This is a genomic window from Gracilibacillus boraciitolerans JCM 21714, assembly GCF_000521485.1.
Taxonomy (GTDB): domain Bacteria; phylum Bacillota; class Bacilli; order Bacillales; family Amphibacillaceae; genus Gracilibacillus; species Gracilibacillus boraciitolerans.
On record NZ_BAVS01000002.1, the window covers coordinates 37,417 to 55,087 of the forward strand.

Here is a 17,671-nt window from a genome sequence, read left to right on the forward strand (position 1 = left end):
GCAGCGACAGGTTAAATTTCATCTACAACTTTTGTTAAGTTTAGCTACTTGCTGCTTCACAGTTTAGTTTTGCTATTAAGTATGTTAACTGGTTAGAATTACTTGATAATCAATAATAATAACTTGTATTCTTAACATAGCATTTATTAAAAGAGGAGTTTTGATATAATGAAGCATTTACAACATCTCTTGAGAAACATCGACGGTAAAGGTTATAAAGGCTATAAATCATTGCAGGGAAGTTATTCCTTTGATCAATATGAGATAGCAATTGACTATGTACAAGGCGATCCCTTTGCAGCACCTTCAAAAATACGAATTATAATTCCAAATGAAAATAGAGAAATTAAAGAAGAATGGAAACAATCAAAAGAAAGAAGTGTTTATACAGCAGATCTTCTAGCTCGTTCCATTGCCGAAGCCATTCAGAAAGAATCCAATGCTAGTAAAGGATCCGGAAAAAGTGGTCTGATTTACGTTGATAAGCCAGGACAGGAAATTTTGGAACGGACTGCCGTACAATTAAAACAGGATCAGATGATCATTTGTTTATCGATTGGTTTACCAGCTAATGGCCGCAAAATTAATGGAAAAGAAGCAGAAAAATTATTCTTTACGATTCTGCCGTCCATTCTAAAGAATTCCGTATTTGCGATATCAGATGAGGATATTGAGAAAAGAGTGCATTTGGCAGATCAGCATCTAGCGATACGTCAAAAAATGAAGGATAATAATTGGATCGCCTTTATTGCAGATGGCGCCATTCTCCCTAGAGCAAGTGGAATTAGTGATAAACCATTAACCAAGGCAGTACCATTTGAGAGTTCAGAGGAAAATCGTGTCGAAATAGCTGTTCCCCCCCATCAAGTCCAACCCTTAACAGGAATGGCGATCAAAAAGGGAATCAGCTTAATTGTTGGTGGTGGCTATCATGGTAAAAGTACATTATTACAGGCTTTAGAACGTGGGGGGGTATATCATCATATCACTGGTGATGGCCGTGAATATGTTCTAACAGACCCAAATGCAGTAAAAATTAGAGCAGAAGACGGCAGGCAAGTAACAGCAGTCAATATATCAGCTTTTATTAATGACTTACCACAACAACAAGATACACAGAGATTTACCACTGAAAATGCAAGTGGAAGTACGTCTCAAGCAACAAATGTGGTGGAAGCAATTGAGGCTTCTGCTTCGACATTATTAATTGATGAAGATACCAGTGCAACGAACTTTATGATTCGTGACGCCAGAATGCAGGCATTAGTACATCCTGATAAAGAACCTATTACACCTTTTATTGATAAAATAAAGCAATTGCGTGATCAATTAGCTGTTTCTACGATCTTAGTTATGGGCGGTTCTGGTGATTATTTTGATGTAGCTGATGAAGTAATCATGATGGACCAATATAAACCCTATAATGTAACCGAAAAAGTACAAGAGATCATCCAACAGCAGCCTGTGAGCCGGCAAGGGACCGATAATCCATTCGTCGAGGATATGAATCAGAGAATCTTTTTGCCGAATAGTTTAAATGTTCACAAAGGCAAAAAGAAAAAAGTTCAGGCGAAAAGCCTGGATACTATTTTTATGGGAAGAACAACGATTCAGTTACAGGGAGTAGAGCAATTAATAGATCCATCTCAAACAAGAACGATAGCTGAAATTCTTCGGTATATGGAAGCAAAAAGTGTATTAAAAGAAGGCAAACCTTTAACAGAATTGTTAAATGATATTGACAAACTCATCGATCAAGCAGGTTTACAAGCTTTTTCGCCTTTTCCGAATCAACATCCAGGGGGGGATCTTGCACGACCTAGACGCTTTGAAATTGCGGCATGTCTTAACCGGATGCGAACAGCAAAGATTAAATAAAGAAGGTGAGTGTAATGGCATATCAGCAATTAAAAGAAGAATTGATTGCTTTTAGTAAAGAAATCGGCATTGAAAAAATTGGATTTGCCAGTGCAGAACCATTTTCTGATTTGAAGTCAAGGCTGGAAGAGCAGCAAACATTAGGCTATGCCTCAGGTTTTGAAAAAGGCACTAATGAAGAGCGAACAGAACCAAAGCGTCTGATGCCCCAAGCAGAATCGATCATTGCTATTGCACTTGCCTATCCAACCAGAATAAAAAATGATCCAAAAAGCGTAAAGGGGGACCGGCGTGGTATGTTTTGCAGGGCATCATGGGGAACAGATTATCATCTAGTCTTACAAGAAAAACTGGATCAACTTGCTTCCTTTTTACAAGAAAAAGTAGAAGACTTTCAATACAGTTCCATGGTGGATACGGGGGGGGAATTATCTGATCGCGCTGTTGCAGAGCGGGCAGGAATCGGCTTTAGTGGTAAGAATACACTGATTATTTCTCCAGAATATGGTTCATATATTTATTTGGGCGAAATGATTACCAACCTTCCCTTCCCACCAGATCAGCCACTTACAGATGGCTGCGGCACCTGTACGAAATGTATCGATGCTTGTCCTACCGGAGCGCTTGTTGAACCAGGTCGATTAAATGCCCAACAATGCTTAGCTTACTTAACGACTACTAAAGGGTTCATGCCGGAAGAACATCGCGATAAACTTGGTAACTTTATTTATGGGTACGAAACATGCCAGGTCGTATGTCCCTATAATAAAGGAATAGATTTTCATCATCATCCGGAATTTGAGCCAGATCCTGATTTAGTAAAGCCGCGGTTAGTTGATTTGTTAGCTATTTCTAATCGCGAATTCAAAGAAAAGTTTGGTAAGATGGCTGGATCATGGAGAGGGAAAAAACCTCTTCAGCGAAATGCGATTCTTGCTTTAGGACATTACAAGGAAGTAGCTGCATTAGACACTTTAATAGATGTAATGAACCAGGATCCACGGCCTGTGATACGAGGTACAGCGGCATGGGCGATAGCAAAAATAGGTGAAGAGCGTGGGTTCGAAGCAATAAGAGGTGCAAAAGGCCATGAAAACAATGCAGAAGTGATTGAGGAAATGAATAAAGGTTTGGAAATGGAAATCTTATCTCACTAATAAATGGAGGTTACCATGTATTATTATGAATTTCAATCCCCCGTTAGGTGCGATCACCTTAATCAGTCAAGGTCAACACTTGATCCGTACAGAGTATGGCAGATTAGAAGACAAGCGCCAAAAGATTACTCAATGGCTGGAAAAATATGATCTATCAGCTGATTTAGAAATGTCAGAGCAACCATTTAAACAAGTAATCAAGCAATTAGATGACTATTTCCAACAGAAGCGTACAACTTTTACTATTCCTTACCGCTTTTATGGTACGTCTTTTCAACAAAAGGTATGGGAAGCATTAGCTACTAAAGTCCCTTATGGCAGTACATGTTCTTATCAGGATATTGCTCGTTATACAGCTCGCCTAAAGCAGTACGGGCTGTGGGAGGAGCAAATAACAAAAATCCGATTTCGATTATTGTACCTTGCCATCGGGTCATTGGAAAGAATGGAAAATTAATAGGGTATGGTGGAGGTCTTGATAAAAAGGAATATCTGTTGGCATTAGAGAAGAATAATTTATAGGTGGAAGAATTTCTCTTCCACCCTTCACACAAAACTTGGTATGTAATCCAAGTTTTTTATTCTGCTGATTCTTCATTTGTTTCTTCTGTCGTTTCTTCTGACTGATCTTCCACATCACTATCATCTTCTGCACAAGCAGTCAGTCCACCAATAGCAATAACAGCAACTGCAAAAATAGACAACCATTTTTTCTTCATCGTTTACTCCTCCTTTCTGTTTGTTCTAATGATATATACGTTACGTAGCGAAGAAATGATACGTCTATGAATCATTTTTTACAAAATTTACAAGGACTTAATATCATATGAAGCGTGAATGGTAAATAGAAAAAAGGCAAGCGAATACTCGCTTGCCTTTAATAATTGATATTATTCTGTTGTTTCAGCGTCGTCTTCCATTTCCATGTCGTCTTCATTTTCTTCCATTTCAGCGTCGTCTTCCATTTCCATGTCGTCTCCATTTTCTTCCATTTCAGCATCTTCTTCCATTGGAGCTTCTTCTTCAGCCGGAGCTTCCTCCATTGGAGCTTCTTCTTCAGCCGGTGCTTCTTCCATTGGAGCTTCCTCTACAGGTTCTGGAGATTCCTCATCACCACAAGCTGCTAAAACTCCGACTGTTAATACTGATACACCTATCATTGATAACGATTTTTTTAACATATTAAATTCCTCCTTTTCGATTGTACATAAAGTATATACCCGAGAAAGAAATAGAATAATCATAATAACGAATTTTTTAATAGAATCGTAATACTTTGTAATGCTAGAAAAGTATTAGAAATATAAATAGTTATATCTTGTACAGAAACTGCGAATTATTACATGTGATTAACTTTTCCGAATATAATTAGAAAAAGGGAGGGGGGGATTAGGTGTCGGAATGGAAGGAGTTAGAATTATATTGGATGGAAAAATCAAATTTTAAAGATAATGTATTATTAACAAAAAGAAACCTTCATCTTAGATGTGGTAAGGCCATCAAACAAATTCAAATTTCTGGACATAAGATTAGATCCTGTCAGAGAGATGATCGTCTAATCATTCATTACCACCTAATACGTACTTATTTTATTAAAGATCATCAATCGTTTTATCATGAACAAGATGCAGAGCATAGAAAAGCAGAATTTGTTGATAAACAACTAAAAACAGATATTTTACTAGAAAATAAAAAGATAGAATTAACAGAAGTGAACAAAATAATTCCGTCCGAATCATCCAAGCGCTTCGGATATGATCGAAGAGCGGCTGTTCAATATGCACAAACATGGTGGAATGATGCAAACCCTGCATATCAATACTTTGAGGACAATGACTGTACGAATTATATTTCCCAATGTTTACGAGCAGGTGGAGCTCCAATGCATGGTGCACCCAATCGCTCAAAGGGATGGTGGTACAATGCTAGCAGCTGGAGTTACAGCTGGTCTGTCGCCAATGCCTTCCGGTGGTATCTGAGTGGTGCGACTTCTGGTTTAAAAGGGGGGGAAGAACTTAGCGAACCAACTCAGCTTCTTCTAGGTGATATTATTTGTTATGATTTTGAAGGGGGGGATAACAAGTGGAATCATACGACAATTGTGGTAGCAAAAGATGACGCAAATATGCCGCTCGTGAATGCACATACCAATAATAGCAGAAATCGTTATTGGACGTATGAGGATTCGGCAGCATGGACGCCAAATTGTAAGTATCTATTTTTTAGAATTGGCGACTAATAGATGCAAATGCGCTGAATTATGGTATAATATCTTAGGTTAGTAAGCAATAGTAGAGGTGAACGAAATTGGCAGTACATGTGGTATTATATCAACCGGAAATCCCTGCAAACACAGGAAATATAGCAAGAACTTGTCTTGCAACGAATGTACATTTACACTTGATCCGTCCACTCGGTTTTTCAACGGACGATAAAATGCTTAGAAGAGCAGGATTAGATTATTGGCATCATGTTTCCATAAATTATTATGATTCACTTGATGAACTATATCAAAGCTTTCCACAAGGTGAATTTTATTATATCGAGAATTTTGGGGGGGAGAAATACTATTCTGATTTTGATTTTAGTGATAGTGGGAAGGATTTGTTTTTTGTATTTGGTCGTGAAACAAATGGCATTCCGAAAGAATTGTTAAAGGGAAAAGAAAATCGCTGTCTTCGTATTCAAATGACAGATAAAGTACGTTCTTTGAATTTATCCAATACGGCTGCAATTGTTGTCTATGATGTAATGAAGCAACAAGGCTTCCCAGGACTAGACTAACCACAGCATCATAGTTGTGGTTTTTTTGTGAAATAAGAATGATAATAAAAGTGGTGAGAAAATGGATTATGAAAAAGTTATTTTGGATACGGAAGAGATGGTTCGTAAGCAATTAACAGACGAAAAGTCAGGTCATGACTGGTACCATATCCAACGGGTAATCAATACAGCAAGGCAAATAGCAAAAGAAGAAAATGCAAATTTTTTTATTGTAACATTGGCTGCTTTACTACATGATTTAGCCGATGACAAAGTGGTAGAAAGCGACGAAAAAGGCTTAACAATGATTCAAAAATGGTTGGAATCACAACAATTAATTTCTGACGATATTCAACATATCCTATCCATCATTAAATATATGTCTTTTAAAGGGGGGTAATGGCATTCCTTTAAAACGATAGAGGGAAAAGTTGTCCAGGATGCAGATCGACTGGATGCGATAGGTGCTGTTGGTATTGCAAGATGTTTTCTCTTTTCTGGGCAAAAAGGACAACTTATGTATGATCCGACTATTGAAGTAAGAGAAAATATGAGCATAGAGGAATATCGAAATGGGAAGTCGAGTGCCATTCATCACTTTTATGAAAAACTATTAAAATTAAAAGACTTAATGAACACAAAAACTGGCCAAAGCTTAGCAAATCAGCGCCATCAGTTTATGAATCACTTTCTTGATCAATTTTATCGTGAGATCGGCGAATAGAGAGAGGATAATAATAGATGAAGCAACTCCCATCTACTATTATCCACTTTTATTAATGGACTAGCTGTCTGAGATTGCTAGGGAGAAAACGTATTACTTTATCTATAAGTCACCTGATCGACTACACTCAGGTTCTTGGTGATTAGAAAAAGGAATAACGCAAGCACAAGATACGGAATTAGGAAGTAAAACGGCTGATATTTTTCGCTTCCAATTAAAAGATAGCCAAGTGCATCGAAAATTTTTACCGTAATATCTTTTGATACAAAGGATAAAGGAAAGATCATTAAGGATATTAATCCTATTTTTAATCCTAAACGATAAAAAATACTTGTAAATAATAGGCTAAGCAGGAACAGTAACATATAGATTAATCCCTCATATAAAATGAGCTCTGCTTGTGACACATTCTCAATCATGTTGAGGTTAATGCCAGTGAAAGTAAAGTTTGTAACGTTAAAAAGTTCAATAAGTGAATTTACCAAATTGATAACGAGTTGACTGATAAAGTTCATTAGAATATTGAAAGCAAATATATACAATAAGCGATACAAAGTAACTAATGCGGGAGATCCCGAATTTAACGACATGTAAAAAAGGTTTCCCTGAAAAAATTAACTCCAAAGATCGTGCAAAAAATCATACTTGGGAAGGTATTAAATCCCATCATTTCAATTCCACCATCTAGTGAAATAGTTAGCAGAATTATAAATAGTATGAAACCTAAATAAATGAACAAAATGTGGATATGGTTAGCCACGATGTTTTCCAAAAATAATATAAATTCAGTTTAATTTGCTCGAGCATGACGTTTCACCTCTTCTTTGGTTAAATAGACAAATAGTTCCTGCAAACTGGCAATTTTGTTACCTTGGAGATGGAAGGATAAATTATTTAGCGCCACTTCTTTTCGATATATCTTAGATAAATGATTTGTTCTAATTTCCACGATTGTAAACCTCCTTAATCTATTTTGTGAGCTGCTCTTCACTTAGATCGATTCTTGTCGCTTCTTGAAGCATTGGTTTAACATATTGATCATAAAATTGTTTTTCTTCTTTTGTTGATCACGATATCTCGTGCATTTTCTGAAACAAACATACCGACTCCTCGTTTCTTAAATATGATCTCTTGACTAACGAGTAAATTAATCCCTTTTGCTGCAGTTGCAGGATTGATTTGATAATGTTTTGCTGCTTTGTAACCTTTTTGCGAAAATAAATAAGCCTGTCCACGAAATATCGAATATTCCAGTGTACAGGCTTTCTGAATAACTATTTAATTCCGACCAGAGCGGAGGATGTTTTGCATTTTTTCTATATTGGGATAATTAAAATCTTCATATTGCTGACATACCTTTTCCATATCATATGGCAGGCGAACATGGCTGGTTTGTATCTGACCGTCGATAATGTCTACTAATAAATAGGAAGCTTTAGCGATTCCATCGAAAGGTAGACCGACACTGCCTAAGTTAATGATTGTTTTTCCTTCCACCGTCCGTTGGTATGCTTTATGAATATGACCATATAAATAAATGTTTGCCTCTTCTTTCATAGTTAGTTTCTCCAACAAGTCATTATCCGTGACATTAGGTAGAACCACATCAAATAAACTATCAGGTGTGGCATGGAATGCGTGGATTCTAATGCCACCTTCTTCAAAAGAAAGTTCTGTAGGTAATGTTTCTAAATAAGCAATATGCTCGTCGGTTAATTGTTCTCTTGTCCACTGTTGTTCTTTTTGCATGATTTCCAGTGCCTGATTGGGTACTTCACCTTCCCGAACTCCACGTATGATCCACTGATCGGCATTGCCTTTTAGAACATCAGTGTTCAAGGAACGAATGAGATCAATTGATTTTGCTGGTTCAGGACCACGATAAGCGAGATCACCTAACACTGCAATACGATCGACTTGTTTTACTTCCATGTCTTCCAATACTTTTTCAAGTGCTTCCGCATTTCCGTGAATATCGGATATAAATGCAAATCTCATTTTCATCACCTCAATTTATATAATAAAATAAATGAGTTTTTAAAAGCAAAAATTTTGACGTTCTGAATCATCGCAACATATAATATTTGTAAAGTATATAAGATGTAAGTGTAGGTTTTCTTTTCTTACCGATGGGAATAACTCTATTAAGGAGGTTTTTAAAAATGTTTTCTTTCATTACGAGTGAAATACCATCTTTCATGAAGCTGGAATTAGAAAAAATTGTTTAAAAAATTAAATCCCTTAATCAAAAAAAATACAAAGTATATGATGTTTGCTGTTCCGCTATTATTTATGTCGATTTTTAACCTTATCTTTTTCCTTTTCTTTGGTGGTTTCGCCAATGGTATGTTCGCTATTGCTGTAGTATATGCGTTAATGGCAGCAGTCGGTATGGCATTATATAAAGAATCAAAGCATATTAAGAAAAAAATCAAAGAATTAGAGATGGAGCATATGGTTACTAGAATCAAAAAAAGTGATGTAATTAACGATTATAAAAAAGATGACTATATTTCACTCATTAAGTCACAACCCGGAATAGGAATCCAGACCTTTATGAATTTCCTAACGGAGGAAAATGAGCGAAAAAGAATGATGGAAGATGTAAACCACTAAATACTAGTGGTTTTTTTGTTGGATTACATATTAAATTGGAATTTTTCCTTATCATGATCAATATTTAGAATATTATTTTAGTTTAAATTTATCTTAAGATATATGGTTGACAAGGTTTTTAAATCATGAGATTATATAGTAGTGTTCTTTATAAAGAATTAACTATTCTTATTAATAGTTATATCAATAGAAAAATTTTAGTTTACTAAATTTTTGGTGGTAAATCTAGACAAGTTAACTTAAATTTTTAAAAACTATAATCAATCGTTCGTTATAGTGAAAAAGGTGACATCAATGAAAATAAAAAATACTGGATTTACCGATATATTCAAAAATAAATATTGGATAATACTTTTCTGTTTGCTGGTTATTCCCCTAAGTGGCTGGCATTTCTATCAGCAGTCAGATACGCCTCTATATAAAGCTTCCAGCAGAATTATTGTTGATGCAGATATTAACACAATATCAAAATTAATGGATATGATAACAGCTGATCCTCTTCTAAAGGAAGTAGTGAAAGAACTACAATTACCTTATTCATCTAAAAAATTAAGTCAAAATATCACTGCGCAGAGCGTTGACCATTCAGGAATTATTCGAATATCCATAATTGATACGAAAGCGGATAGAGCAGCATTGATTGCTAATACGACCGTAAAAATAATTCGATCTGATCTTGGTAAGGAACTAGGGATTCAGAGTATAAGGTTATTAGATGAAGCAAAGGAATAATTAATTATTATAAGTATTGATGGTTATGTTAAATAAATGAGTCATTAGTCTTATCAATAAAACATTATCTGTATTAATACAACTTAGTCAATCATTAAGATTTTAACAAGTCAATGACACTTTAAAAATCTTTGATGATGATTCTATGAATTAAATAGTTATTTATAAATAGATTACAGATCAGAATATGTTGGAGAAACAGGAGGATTTTTTGTGGAAGGTGCTTTAAGAATATTACACGTTGTTCACAGTATGAATCATGGAGAAATTGAAACTGCGTTAATGGATGTGTATCGTAACCTGGATCGAAGTAAAATTCAATTTGACTTTCTTACCAATAGAGAAGGAGATTATGATGAGGAAGTTCGGAGATTGGGCGGTTTTATCTACCGAATCTCTAACAAAGGTGATGTAGGTGTAAAAGGATATCGAAGAGCATTACGACAATTCTTTAAAGATCACCGTTATTATATCATTATACATACACATTTAGACCAAATGAGTACTTATGCTTTATGGGCTGCTAAAAGAGTAGGTATTCCGGTGCGTGTTGCACATAGTCATAATACGGGAAGTGAAGGAACTTTCAAGTCAAAAGTACTAGCAAATCTAGTAGGTTCTCTTGTGCCATATTATGCGACTGACTATTTTGCCTGCACTGCAGATGCTGCAAAATGGCTATTTAAAAAAAGGGCAGATCAAGTGGAAATCATGCGTAATCCTATAGAGTTAGAACGATTTTGTTATTCGCAATCTACAAGAGATCTGGTACGCAAAGAATTAAATATTAGCGATAAAGACTTTGTGATTGGACATATAGGCAGTTTTATATGGCAAAAAAATCACGATTATTTAATTGAATTATTCGTAGGTTTTCGCAGAAAGATTCCTCAATCTAAATTAATCTTAATCGGTGAGGGTCCCCCCCTGCGAGAGAATATTGAAAAAAAAATTAATCAATACCATATAGCAGATCATGTCATTTTATTGGGCGCAAAAGATAATACAGAACACTGGATACAAGCATTTGATCTAATTGTATCGCCTTCCTTTCATGAAGCTTACCGTTACCTTTAATTGAAGCTCAAAGTTCTGGATTACCTATTCTTGCTTCAGATCGTATTACTAAAGAAATAGATCTGGGAAATGGCCTTATTCAGTTTCTACCAATAGATGTAAAGAAGGATTGGCTAGACGCTATGTATCAAGCTTATAACAATAAATATCGCAAACCTGTAAATTCAGACGTTCTCATAGAAAAAGGTTATGATGTAAAACAAGTCGCAAAGAAAACAGAACGAAAGTATCTTCAATTAAGAGATGATGGAATATAGAAATATACATCCATAAATAACTTCATTATAAAATCCATCGATAGTTTAAGACATATAATTTGATAAAGAAGTTTTATTGGACATGCTTCACTATTTGGAGGAACCATTGCCATTAGGAATTCTTATAAATCCCTTTGTAAGTAGAATGTGAATTAATTATATAGAAAAGATTAGTAACTTGCGTAATAACAAAAACATTTAAAAACAGAAAAATATCGATAGGATTTGAGGGTTTATAATGATTGGAACAAATATAAATCGAATTAGAAAAAGGAAAAATCTCACATTATCAGAACTTGCAGAACGAGCAGATGTTTCAAAGTCTTATTTAAGTAATATTGAGAGAAATCTTAATGATAATCCATCTATACAAATTATAGAAAAACTTGCGGAAGTTTTAGGCGTCGAGGTCGTTACATTACTAAGTGATGAAAATGATCCATTTGTTACAAATAATGAATGGATGGAATTTATAGGGGAATTGAAAGCGCTTGGAATTACTAAACCCGATTTTGATGAATACCGTATTATTTTTGAGTTCATCAAATGGAAAAATAAACAGGACGACAACAAGATGTCTTCTAAAGGAAAATCACTAAATTAAGAAGATTGGGACAAATCATGTTAGTTTGAACAGGAGGGCAAATGATATTGGAGAAAAGACGTATATTATGTATAGTTGACCACCATGATCCGGTTTTATCAAAAGATCATCTTTTATTTCTTCTACAACGTCATGTTAATCATGAAGATCAAGTTGAAATAAAATTAGTAGAGCGAGATATACATTACTCCCCCCCATTACTATCAAGTACAAAGTTATTACCAGCTGTTTCAGATGTTATCATAGAGTCTTTTAAAGATATAAATTCCAAAAAAAATTGGATTTTCAAGCTTGAGAAGTATCAGATCCCTGACCACATTAGGAAATCTACTTATAATTATCCTTTCATAACAGCACTCTTTTGGAGAAAAATGAACCCGGTTGTGATGCCGAAGAATCAACTATATGATATAGCTGTTAGCCTTTCCTGCGGGTTACCTTCCTATTACTTAAGAGATAAAGTGAAGGCAAAACATAAAATATATTACTTTCCTATCAGGCAATTTTCCAAAGATTATCGATCGATAAGTGAAAATATAAGAGAACAGGATATTATTTATGTAGGATCGCAAACCATGTATAGCGAATTAATGACCGATACCAATTATAAAGTGAGTTATTATAACGATCCATATTATAATGAAGCGATTAAACTAGCAGGTAAATTAGAGCATAAAGTAATTTCTCCACAGCACCAGTTAAACATTTTATCTGCAAATGGGATGAAAAATAAATATCAATTAGAAGGTTTTATTCATCTCTGTAAAAAGTTAAAAACTCAACAATCAGACTTTAAATGGTATTTATATGGAGTCGGAAGCTATGAACAGCAAACTCGTAAGTACTTGGACCGATTAGACTTAAAAGATAATATAATATTTATTGGTGAAAAAGCTAATATTTATTCCTACTTAATGAGTGCAGATATATATGTTGAATGGAATAAGCATTCTTCTATTTATTATGAAGCGGAAGTATTAGAAAAAAGCCATTATAAAAATGACTAAAACAACTCCCTTTCAAAGCAAGGATTTAACAAAGGAAATATTATTAATGCTGAAAACTGCGCGTAAAATTCAAATGAATAAACAATATAAGTGATAAAGAATCGAAGATAGCTTCTATATTGGTCACTTTTAATAATTCAAATGAATAAAATATAGGAAAAAAGGCTTGAAATTCATCACTAACTAGTGTATTGTTCTTTATATAGAATATAAATATCATTATAAAGAATTTCAAAGAGTTGTGATCCATTAAATGAATAATTAATGATGAATATAATCAAAATAGTAAAGGGTAAAATAAGACTAATTGTTCTTTAATAAGAATAAAATAAATGTTATAAAAAAAGCATACTAGGAGCGAATGTAATTTAATTTTCAGAATACATTACATAAGTAGGAACTAAGGAGGAAAAATACATGACAAAATATACAGTAGTTGTGGCAGAATCACAGACTCTTTTTCGAGATATGATTACAAATTTTGTAGAAGATATGGACGAATTCCGAGTAATTGGAACGTTGAAGAATGGACAAGAAGTCATCAATTTTATTAAAGAAAAGGAAGTAAGACCATATCTCGTATTATTAGATATTCATATGCCGATAATGGATGGCTTGGAATGTGCGAGGCAATTAAAGAATATCTATCCGAATATTAAAGTAGTATTATTATCCGCCTATGATGACGAAGAATCGATTGAAACGGTATTATCTGTCGCTGCAGATGGATATATATTAAAAAGCTCAGGCTTAGAAGAGTTTAAAGATACTTTACGATTTATCATTGACGGTAAATTTGTTGCGCCCCCCCAAAAGCTGGTTCACTACTTCTCAGAACGATTAGAATCTTTACTAAAACTTGAAAGAGAAAGTTCCTTGCACTATATCAAAGAACAATTTAATAATCGAAAAGATTTAAATAATAGGGAATGGCAGATCATCCAATTGATGAAAAAAGGTTGGACAAATCGTATGATTGCTGAACAATTAGGGATTAGTGAAGGAACTGTCAAAAACTATTTGTCGATTATCTACAAAAAATTAGAAATTAAAAATAGGGTAGAACTGTTACAAATTCTTTCTGATATGACGGGCTGAATCTTCTAAACCTTTTCTCGATAAGAACCAGGTGAAATTCCATATGTCTTTTTGAAGACTCGATGAAAATAAGAATAAGATCCAAATCCGCAATTATGTGATATATTCTCTAATGTCATGGTAGTATATTTCATTTGATTAATGGCAGCTGACATTCTTATCGACTGGGCATAGTCAATTATTGTCATACCGATATGTTCTTTAAAAATGTGTATACATCGGGATATACTAAGATTTGATAAATCAGCAAGATCCTGAACTTTAAAACCTTGTTTTGTCGCATTTTCTTCAATATAGCGCATCATTTTAGTTACTACATAGGGTCGGTATATATCTATGTTCTTTTTATCAAGTGATCTCTCTATAGATACACACAGTGCACTTAATAAATAGTTGGTAAGTTCACTGTTTCTTTCCCTTTGTGGGCGACGTCCCTCTATAATTAAATGATGCCATAAGTCTAATATTGTATCATCTAAAGATATATTTGCGATGGTTGGTGCAGCATGAAATCGTAAATCAATCCATTCTCCTTCACAGTATAAATGAAAGTCTCCGCTTTGTTGTCCATCTTCAATGTATAATTCATAATTTTCACCAGGTTTAATAATAAGTAAATCTCCTTTTTCTACTACATGTTTTCTATCATTCACTTTCACAAGTGAACTACCTTCTGTTTGCAAGCGAAATAAATAAGATGCAAATCGTGACTGATGGGAAGTGTGAAATCTGCTGTCATGATACGAATAACCACAAAAATCTATTCTCATATGATCTCCTTCCTGAATAAAAATAATAATAATAGCAAAATAGTTCATGTTATGATTATATCATTTATGTTCAATTAATACACACTCCTTTATGATAGGAAGTAGTTAAATTAGATATGTAAGGGTTAACAAATTTTTTGAAAATAATTTAGAACCTGAATATCTCATAAGTATGTAAATGGAACTACCTAAATAGGATAACTGATGAAGGAGGATATCATGAACGTATTAATTTGGAATGAGCATCGACATGAACAACAGAACGAAGAGGTAGCAAAAATATATCCAGATGGAATACATGGAGCAATAAAAGAATTTCTGGAAACAGATGATATACATGTCGAAACCGCAACATTGGATGAACCCAATCATGGCATTACCGAGGAAAGATTGGCAAAAACTGATGTCATGCTGTGGTGGGGGGGGCATTTAGCACACCATGAAGTGGCAGATGAAGTTGTAGAGCAAGTACACCAGCGAGTGATGGAAGGAATGGGTTTAATCGTTCTTCATTCAGGACATTTTTCAAAAATCTTCAAAAAATTGATGGGTACAGGTTGTGATTTGAAATGGCGGGAAGCAGACGAAACAGAAAGAATGTGGGTAGTTAATCCATCACATCCAATTGTGGAAGGCATAGGCGAATTTATCGAAATTGAAAAAGAAGAAATGTATGGAGAACATTTTGATATACCTGCTCCTGATGAACTCGTGCTGCTAAGCTGGTTTGAGGGTGGAGAAGTATTCAGATCCGGCTGCACCTATCGCAGAGGTCATGGTAAGGTTTTTTACTTTCGACCAGGTCATGAAGCCTATCCGACATATTATCATAAAGATGTCCAAAGAGTTATTCAAAATGCAGTACGCTGGGCAAAACCTACAGATAGAACTTTCTCAAGTTATGGAAATGCAAAAGCATTAGAAAATATAAAACCAAAATCATAAGGAGTGTAGAAAATTGAGTAAATTAAAAGTAGCAGTAATTGGATGTGGAAGTATTGCGATTCATCGTCATTTGCCTGAATTTAATGCGAATGAGCATGTAGAGATTGTAGCGGTTTGTGATATCAATGAAGAACGTGCGCGAGTAACAGGGTCAAAGTACAATGCTAAGGCTTTTACAGATTATAAACAAGCTATTACGGAATCAGGTGCAGATCTAGTAAGTGTCTGTTTGCCAAATTACTTGCATGCACCTGTATCGATTTTTGCAGCAGAACAAGGGAAGCATGTGCTCTGTGAAAAACCAATGGCAACCTCTGAAAAAGAAGCAGAAGAAATGATCTCGGCAAGTGAAAAAGCTGGGAAAAAATTAATGATTGCTCATAATCAACGTTTTGTTCCGAGTCATGAAAAGGCAAAACAAATGATTGCTGATGGTGAACTAGGAAAAATATACAGCTTCCGTACTACTTTTGGTCATGGAGGACCTGAAGGTTGGAGTATCGATGGAAAAGACAGTTGGTTCTTCCGAAAAGAAGAAGCATTTATCGGTGCGTTAGGTGATTTGGGTGTCCATAAAGCAGATTTACTTCGATATATATTAGGTGAAGAGTTTATCGAGGTTGCTTCGATGATTGAATCATCTGCAAAAGAAAATAGTGATGTCGATGATCAAGCTGTTACTATTCTACGAAGCCAAACTGGAATTATCGGCACACTAACAGCAAGTTGGGCGTACAAGAAGGGAGAAGATAATTCAACTGTAATATATGGAGAAAAGGGGGAACTTACGACTGGAAGATGATCCGAAGTACAGTTTAATTGCATCCTTTATCGATGGTACTAAAGTAAATTATGAGCTTGGACAAATTCAGACAAATGATAGTGATGGTCAAACTTCTTCCGGTGTCATTGACCACTTTGTTGACTGTGTACTTCATGATCAGAAGCCACTAATTGATGGAACAGAAGGTTATAAGTCTCTTAAAATTATTTTAGCAGCATTAGAAGCAAATCAATCGAAGAAAAATGTAACTCTTTAATACGCAAGAGGAGGGAATAGGATGAAGCTAGGTGTTTTTACTGTACTTTTTTCGGAAAAGAAGTTTGAAGATATGCTCGATCACGTGAAAGCAAGTGGTCTCGATGCTGTTGAAATTGGCACTGGAGGTTATCCAGGCGATGCTCATTGTAAGATAAATGAACTGTTAAATGATCAAACCAAACGTGATTTATTTATGCGAGCGGTTGAAGACAGAGACTTAACGATCAGTGCCTTTAGCTGCCATGGAAATCCATTAACTCCAGATCATACATTTGCCAAAGAGAGTGATGATGTCCTCCGTAGAACAATTAAATTAGCTGGTTTAACAGGAGTTCCTGTAGTTAATTGCTTTTCAGGAACACCAGGGGGGGACCAGGAAAATGCAAAGGCACCAAATTGGCCAGTAGCACCGTGGCCAAATGAATATGCCGAGCTTTTAGAATGGCAATGGCAGGAGAAATTAGTGCCATATTGGAAAGAAGTTGGTCAATTAGCCGAACAACATAATGTGAAGATTGGCATTGAATTACATGCAGGATTTTTAGTTCATACACCTTATACGATGCTAAAGTTGCGAGAGTTGACAAGCCCAGCTATTGGTGCAAATTTGGATCCTAGTCATTTATGGTGGCAAGGAATCGATCCGGTAGCAGCAATTAAAATCCTGGGAAAAGAAAATGCGATCCATCATTTTCATGCAAAGGACACCTATATTGATCAGGATAATGTTAATATGTATGGTTTAACGGACATGCAGCCATATGGGAACGTTCAAACAAGGGCATGGAATTTTCGATCCGTTGGCTGTGGTCACAGTTTACAAGAATGGTCAAACATGATAAGTGCATTAAAAATGTTTGGGTATGATTATGTGATAAGTATTGAACATGAAGATCCAATCATGTCGATTGATGAAGGATTTTCTCGAGCTGTTGATAACTTGCAAGCTGTCATTATCAAAGAAAGTCCAACAGATATGTGGTGGGCATAAGGAAAGGAAG

The 17,671-nt window shown here is 35.0% G+C and carries 21 protein-coding genes and 2 pseudogenes; 17 read left to right on the top strand and 6 right to left on the bottom strand.

Going from position 1 to position 17,671, the window contains the following annotated elements; genetic code table 11:
- The first annotated feature begins 168 nt into the window (after positions 1 to 168).
- From JCM21714_RS03360 to JCM21714_RS20805, 3 genes and pseudogenes are all read left to right on the top strand, one after another.
- A complete protein-coding gene (locus JCM21714_RS03360; protein ID WP_035721882.1) occupies positions 169 to 1,878 on the top strand; it encodes an ABC-ATPase domain-containing protein in 1,710 nt (569 codons plus the stop codon).
- A 14-nt stretch (positions 1,879 to 1,892) separates the two neighbouring features.
- Positions 1,893 to 3,035 carry a tRNA epoxyqueuosine(34) reductase QueG gene (gene queG / locus JCM21714_RS03365; RefSeq protein WP_035721884.1) on the top strand — a complete coding sequence of 381 codons (1,143 nt, stop codon included), beginning with the start codon at positions 1,893 to 1,895 and terminating at the stop codon, positions 3,033 to 3,035.
- A gap of 25 nt (positions 3,036 to 3,060) precedes the next feature.
- A pseudogene (locus tag JCM21714_RS20805) lies at positions 3,061 to 3,557 on the top strand (methylated-DNA--[protein]-cysteine S-methyltransferase).
- 56 nt (positions 3,558 to 3,613) lie between these two features.
- Here the strand turns inward: JCM21714_RS20805 and JCM21714_RS20040 are convergent.
- Both JCM21714_RS20040 and JCM21714_RS20460 read right to left on the bottom strand, forming a co-directional pair.
- On the bottom strand, positions 3,614 to 3,754 hold the full coding sequence (locus tag JCM21714_RS20040) for a hypothetical protein (RefSeq protein WP_158413464.1): 141 nt from the start codon (positions 3,752 to 3,754) through the stop codon (positions 3,614 to 3,616).
- A gap of 171 nt (positions 3,755 to 3,925) precedes the next feature.
- Positions 3,926 to 4,216 (bottom strand): hypothetical protein, encoded by a 291-nt coding sequence (locus tag JCM21714_RS20460; RefSeq protein ID WP_052000354.1) that lies wholly within the window; start codon positions 4,214 to 4,216, stop codon positions 3,926 to 3,928.
- 212 nt (positions 4,217 to 4,428) lie between these two features.
- Here JCM21714_RS20460 and JCM21714_RS03380 point away from each other — a divergent pair, with 212 nt between their 5' ends.
- The 4 genes from JCM21714_RS03380 to JCM21714_RS23590 all read left to right on the top strand — a co-directional run bounded on the left by JCM21714_RS03380 (position 4,429) and on the right by JCM21714_RS23590 (position 6,522).
- Positions 4,429 to 5,274 carry an amidase domain-containing protein gene (locus JCM21714_RS03380; RefSeq protein WP_035721886.1) on the top strand — a complete coding sequence of 282 codons (846 nt, stop codon included), beginning with the start codon at positions 4,429 to 4,431 and terminating at the stop codon, positions 5,272 to 5,274.
- A 68-nt stretch (positions 5,275 to 5,342) separates the two neighbouring features.
- Complete coding sequence (locus tag JCM21714_RS03385) at positions 5,343 to 5,819, top strand: tRNA (cytidine(34)-2'-O)-methyltransferase (protein ID WP_035721888.1); 477 nt, start codon at positions 5,343 to 5,345, stop codon at positions 5,817 to 5,819.
- Between the two features lie 61 nt (positions 5,820 to 5,880).
- A complete protein-coding gene (locus tag JCM21714_RS23585) occupies positions 5,881 to 6,198 on the top strand; it encodes an HD domain-containing protein (protein ID WP_369403429.1) in 318 nt (105 codons plus the stop codon).
- Between the two features lie 117 nt (positions 6,199 to 6,315).
- Positions 6,316 to 6,522: an HD domain-containing protein gene (locus JCM21714_RS23590; protein WP_369403430.1), complete on the top strand. Its 207-nt coding sequence runs from the start codon at positions 6,316 to 6,318 to the stop codon at positions 6,520 to 6,522.
- Between the two features lie 98 nt (positions 6,523 to 6,620).
- Here the strand turns inward: JCM21714_RS23590 and JCM21714_RS03395 are convergent, their stop codons facing one another.
- From JCM21714_RS03395 to JCM21714_RS03400, 3 genes are all read right to left on the bottom strand, one after another.
- Positions 6,621 to 7,037: a hypothetical protein gene (locus JCM21714_RS03395; protein ID WP_235182569.1), complete on the bottom strand. Its 417-nt coding sequence runs from the start codon at positions 7,035 to 7,037 to the stop codon at positions 6,621 to 6,623.
- Positions 7,038 to 7,312: 275 nt separating this feature from the next.
- Entirely contained in the window at positions 7,313 to 7,471 is a 159-nt protein-coding gene (locus JCM21714_RS20045) for a hypothetical protein (protein WP_158413465.1), read from the bottom strand.
- A 329-nt stretch (positions 7,472 to 7,800) separates the two neighbouring features.
- The gene (locus tag JCM21714_RS03400; protein WP_035721892.1) at positions 7,801 to 8,520 is read right to left on the bottom strand and encodes a metallophosphoesterase family protein; all 720 of its coding nucleotides are present in this window, start codon (positions 8,518 to 8,520) and stop codon (positions 7,801 to 7,803) included.
- Between the two features lie 222 nt (positions 8,521 to 8,742).
- Between JCM21714_RS03400 and JCM21714_RS03405 the strand changes: the two genes are divergently transcribed.
- The 7 genes from JCM21714_RS03405 (at position 8,743) to JCM21714_RS03430 (ending at position 13,913) form a co-directional block, all read left to right on the top strand.
- The gene (locus JCM21714_RS03405; protein WP_235182570.1) at positions 8,743 to 9,138 is read left to right on the top strand and encodes a DUF5392 family protein; all 396 of its coding nucleotides are present in this window, start codon (positions 8,743 to 8,745) and stop codon (positions 9,136 to 9,138) included.
- A 276-nt stretch (positions 9,139 to 9,414) separates the two neighbouring features.
- Positions 9,415 to 9,870, top strand: coding sequence for a YveK family protein (locus tag JCM21714_RS03410; RefSeq protein WP_235182571.1), 456 nt, complete (start codon positions 9,415 to 9,417; stop codon positions 9,868 to 9,870).
- Between the two features lie 213 nt (positions 9,871 to 10,083).
- Positions 10,084 to 10,947, top strand: a complete 864-nt coding sequence (locus tag JCM21714_RS03415; protein WP_235182572.1) for a glycosyltransferase — start codon at positions 10,084 to 10,086, stop codon at positions 10,945 to 10,947.
- A gap of 122 nt (positions 10,948 to 11,069) precedes the next feature.
- Positions 11,070 to 11,204, top strand: coding sequence for a hypothetical protein (locus tag JCM21714_RS22695; RefSeq protein WP_268748275.1), 135 nt, complete (start codon positions 11,070 to 11,072; stop codon positions 11,202 to 11,204).
- 238 nt (positions 11,205 to 11,442) lie between these two features.
- A complete protein-coding gene (locus tag JCM21714_RS03420; RefSeq protein WP_035721896.1) occupies positions 11,443 to 11,808 on the top strand; it encodes a helix-turn-helix domain-containing protein in 366 nt (121 codons plus the stop codon).
- Positions 11,809 to 11,855: 47 nt separating this feature from the next.
- The gene (locus tag JCM21714_RS03425) at positions 11,856 to 12,815 is read left to right on the top strand and encodes a glycosyltransferase (protein ID WP_035721898.1); all 960 of its coding nucleotides are present in this window, start codon (positions 11,856 to 11,858) and stop codon (positions 12,813 to 12,815) included.
- 417 nt (positions 12,816 to 13,232) lie between these two features.
- Positions 13,233 to 13,913, top strand: a complete 681-nt coding sequence (locus JCM21714_RS03430; protein WP_035721900.1) for a response regulator — start codon at positions 13,233 to 13,235, stop codon at positions 13,911 to 13,913.
- Between the two features lie 5 nt (positions 13,914 to 13,918).
- Here JCM21714_RS03430 and JCM21714_RS03435 read toward each other — a convergent pair whose 3' ends face one another.
- Positions 13,919 to 14,683 (bottom strand): helix-turn-helix domain-containing protein, encoded by a 765-nt coding sequence (locus JCM21714_RS03435; protein ID WP_035721901.1) that lies wholly within the window; start codon positions 14,681 to 14,683, stop codon positions 13,919 to 13,921.
- Positions 14,684 to 14,902: 219 nt separating this feature from the next.
- Between JCM21714_RS03435 and JCM21714_RS03440 the strand changes: the two genes are divergently transcribed.
- From JCM21714_RS03440 to JCM21714_RS03450, 3 genes and pseudogenes are all read left to right on the top strand, one after another.
- Positions 14,903 to 15,628 (top strand): ThuA domain-containing protein, encoded by a 726-nt coding sequence (locus JCM21714_RS03440; protein WP_200868430.1) that lies wholly within the window; start codon positions 14,903 to 14,905, stop codon positions 15,626 to 15,628.
- A gap of 13 nt (positions 15,629 to 15,641) precedes the next feature.
- A pseudogene (locus tag JCM21714_RS03445) lies at positions 15,642 to 16,668 on the top strand (Gfo/Idh/MocA family protein).
- Between the two features lie 21 nt (positions 16,669 to 16,689).
- A complete protein-coding gene (locus JCM21714_RS03450; protein ID WP_035721903.1) occupies positions 16,690 to 17,661 on the top strand; it encodes a sugar phosphate isomerase/epimerase family protein in 972 nt (323 codons plus the stop codon).
- Positions 17,662 to 17,671: the final 10 nt, after the last annotated feature.

Bases quoted from the DNA above. Each gene is read 5' to 3' on its own strand.
- JCM21714_RS03360 (WP_035721882.1), top strand. From the start codon at position 169: ATGAAGCATTTACAACATCTCTTGAGAAACATCGACGGTAAAGGTTAT.
- queG (WP_035721884.1), top strand. From the start codon at position 1,893: ATGGCATATCAGCAATTAAAAGAAGAATTGATTGCTTTTAGTAAAGAA.
- JCM21714_RS20040 (WP_158413464.1), bottom strand. From the start codon at position 3,754: ATGAAGAAAAAATGGTTGTCTATTTTTGCAGTTGCTGTTATTGCTATT.
- JCM21714_RS20460 (WP_052000354.1), bottom strand. From the start codon at position 4,216: ATGTTAAAAAAATCGTTATCAATGATAGGTGTATCAGTATTAACAGTC.
- JCM21714_RS23585 (WP_369403429.1), top strand. From the start codon at position 5,881: ATGGATTATGAAAAAGTTATTTTGGATACGGAAGAGATGGTTCGTAAG.
- JCM21714_RS23590 (WP_369403430.1), top strand. From the start codon at position 6,316: ATGTATGATCCGACTATTGAAGTAAGAGAAAATATGAGCATAGAGGAA.
- JCM21714_RS03395 (WP_235182569.1), bottom strand. From the start codon at position 7,037: ATGAACTTTATCAGTCAACTCGTTATCAATTTGGTAAATTCACTTATT.
- JCM21714_RS03400 (WP_035721892.1), bottom strand. From the start codon at position 8,520: ATGAGATTTGCATTTATATCCGATATTCACGGAAATGCGGAAGCACTT.
- JCM21714_RS22695 (WP_268748275.1), top strand. From the start codon at position 11,070: ATGTATCAAGCTTATAACAATAAATATCGCAAACCTGTAAATTCAGAC.
- JCM21714_RS03420 (WP_035721896.1), top strand. From the start codon at position 11,443: ATGATTGGAACAAATATAAATCGAATTAGAAAAAGGAAAAATCTCACA.
- JCM21714_RS03430 (WP_035721900.1), top strand. From the start codon at position 13,233: ATGACAAAATATACAGTAGTTGTGGCAGAATCACAGACTCTTTTTCGA.
- JCM21714_RS03435 (WP_035721901.1), bottom strand. From the start codon at position 14,683: ATGAGAATAGATTTTTGTGGTTATTCGTATCATGACAGCAGATTTCAC.
- JCM21714_RS03440 (WP_200868430.1), top strand. From the start codon at position 14,903: ATGAACGTATTAATTTGGAATGAGCATCGACATGAACAACAGAACGAA.
- JCM21714_RS03450 (WP_035721903.1), top strand. From the start codon at position 16,690: ATGAAGCTAGGTGTTTTTACTGTACTTTTTTCGGAAAAGAAGTTTGAA.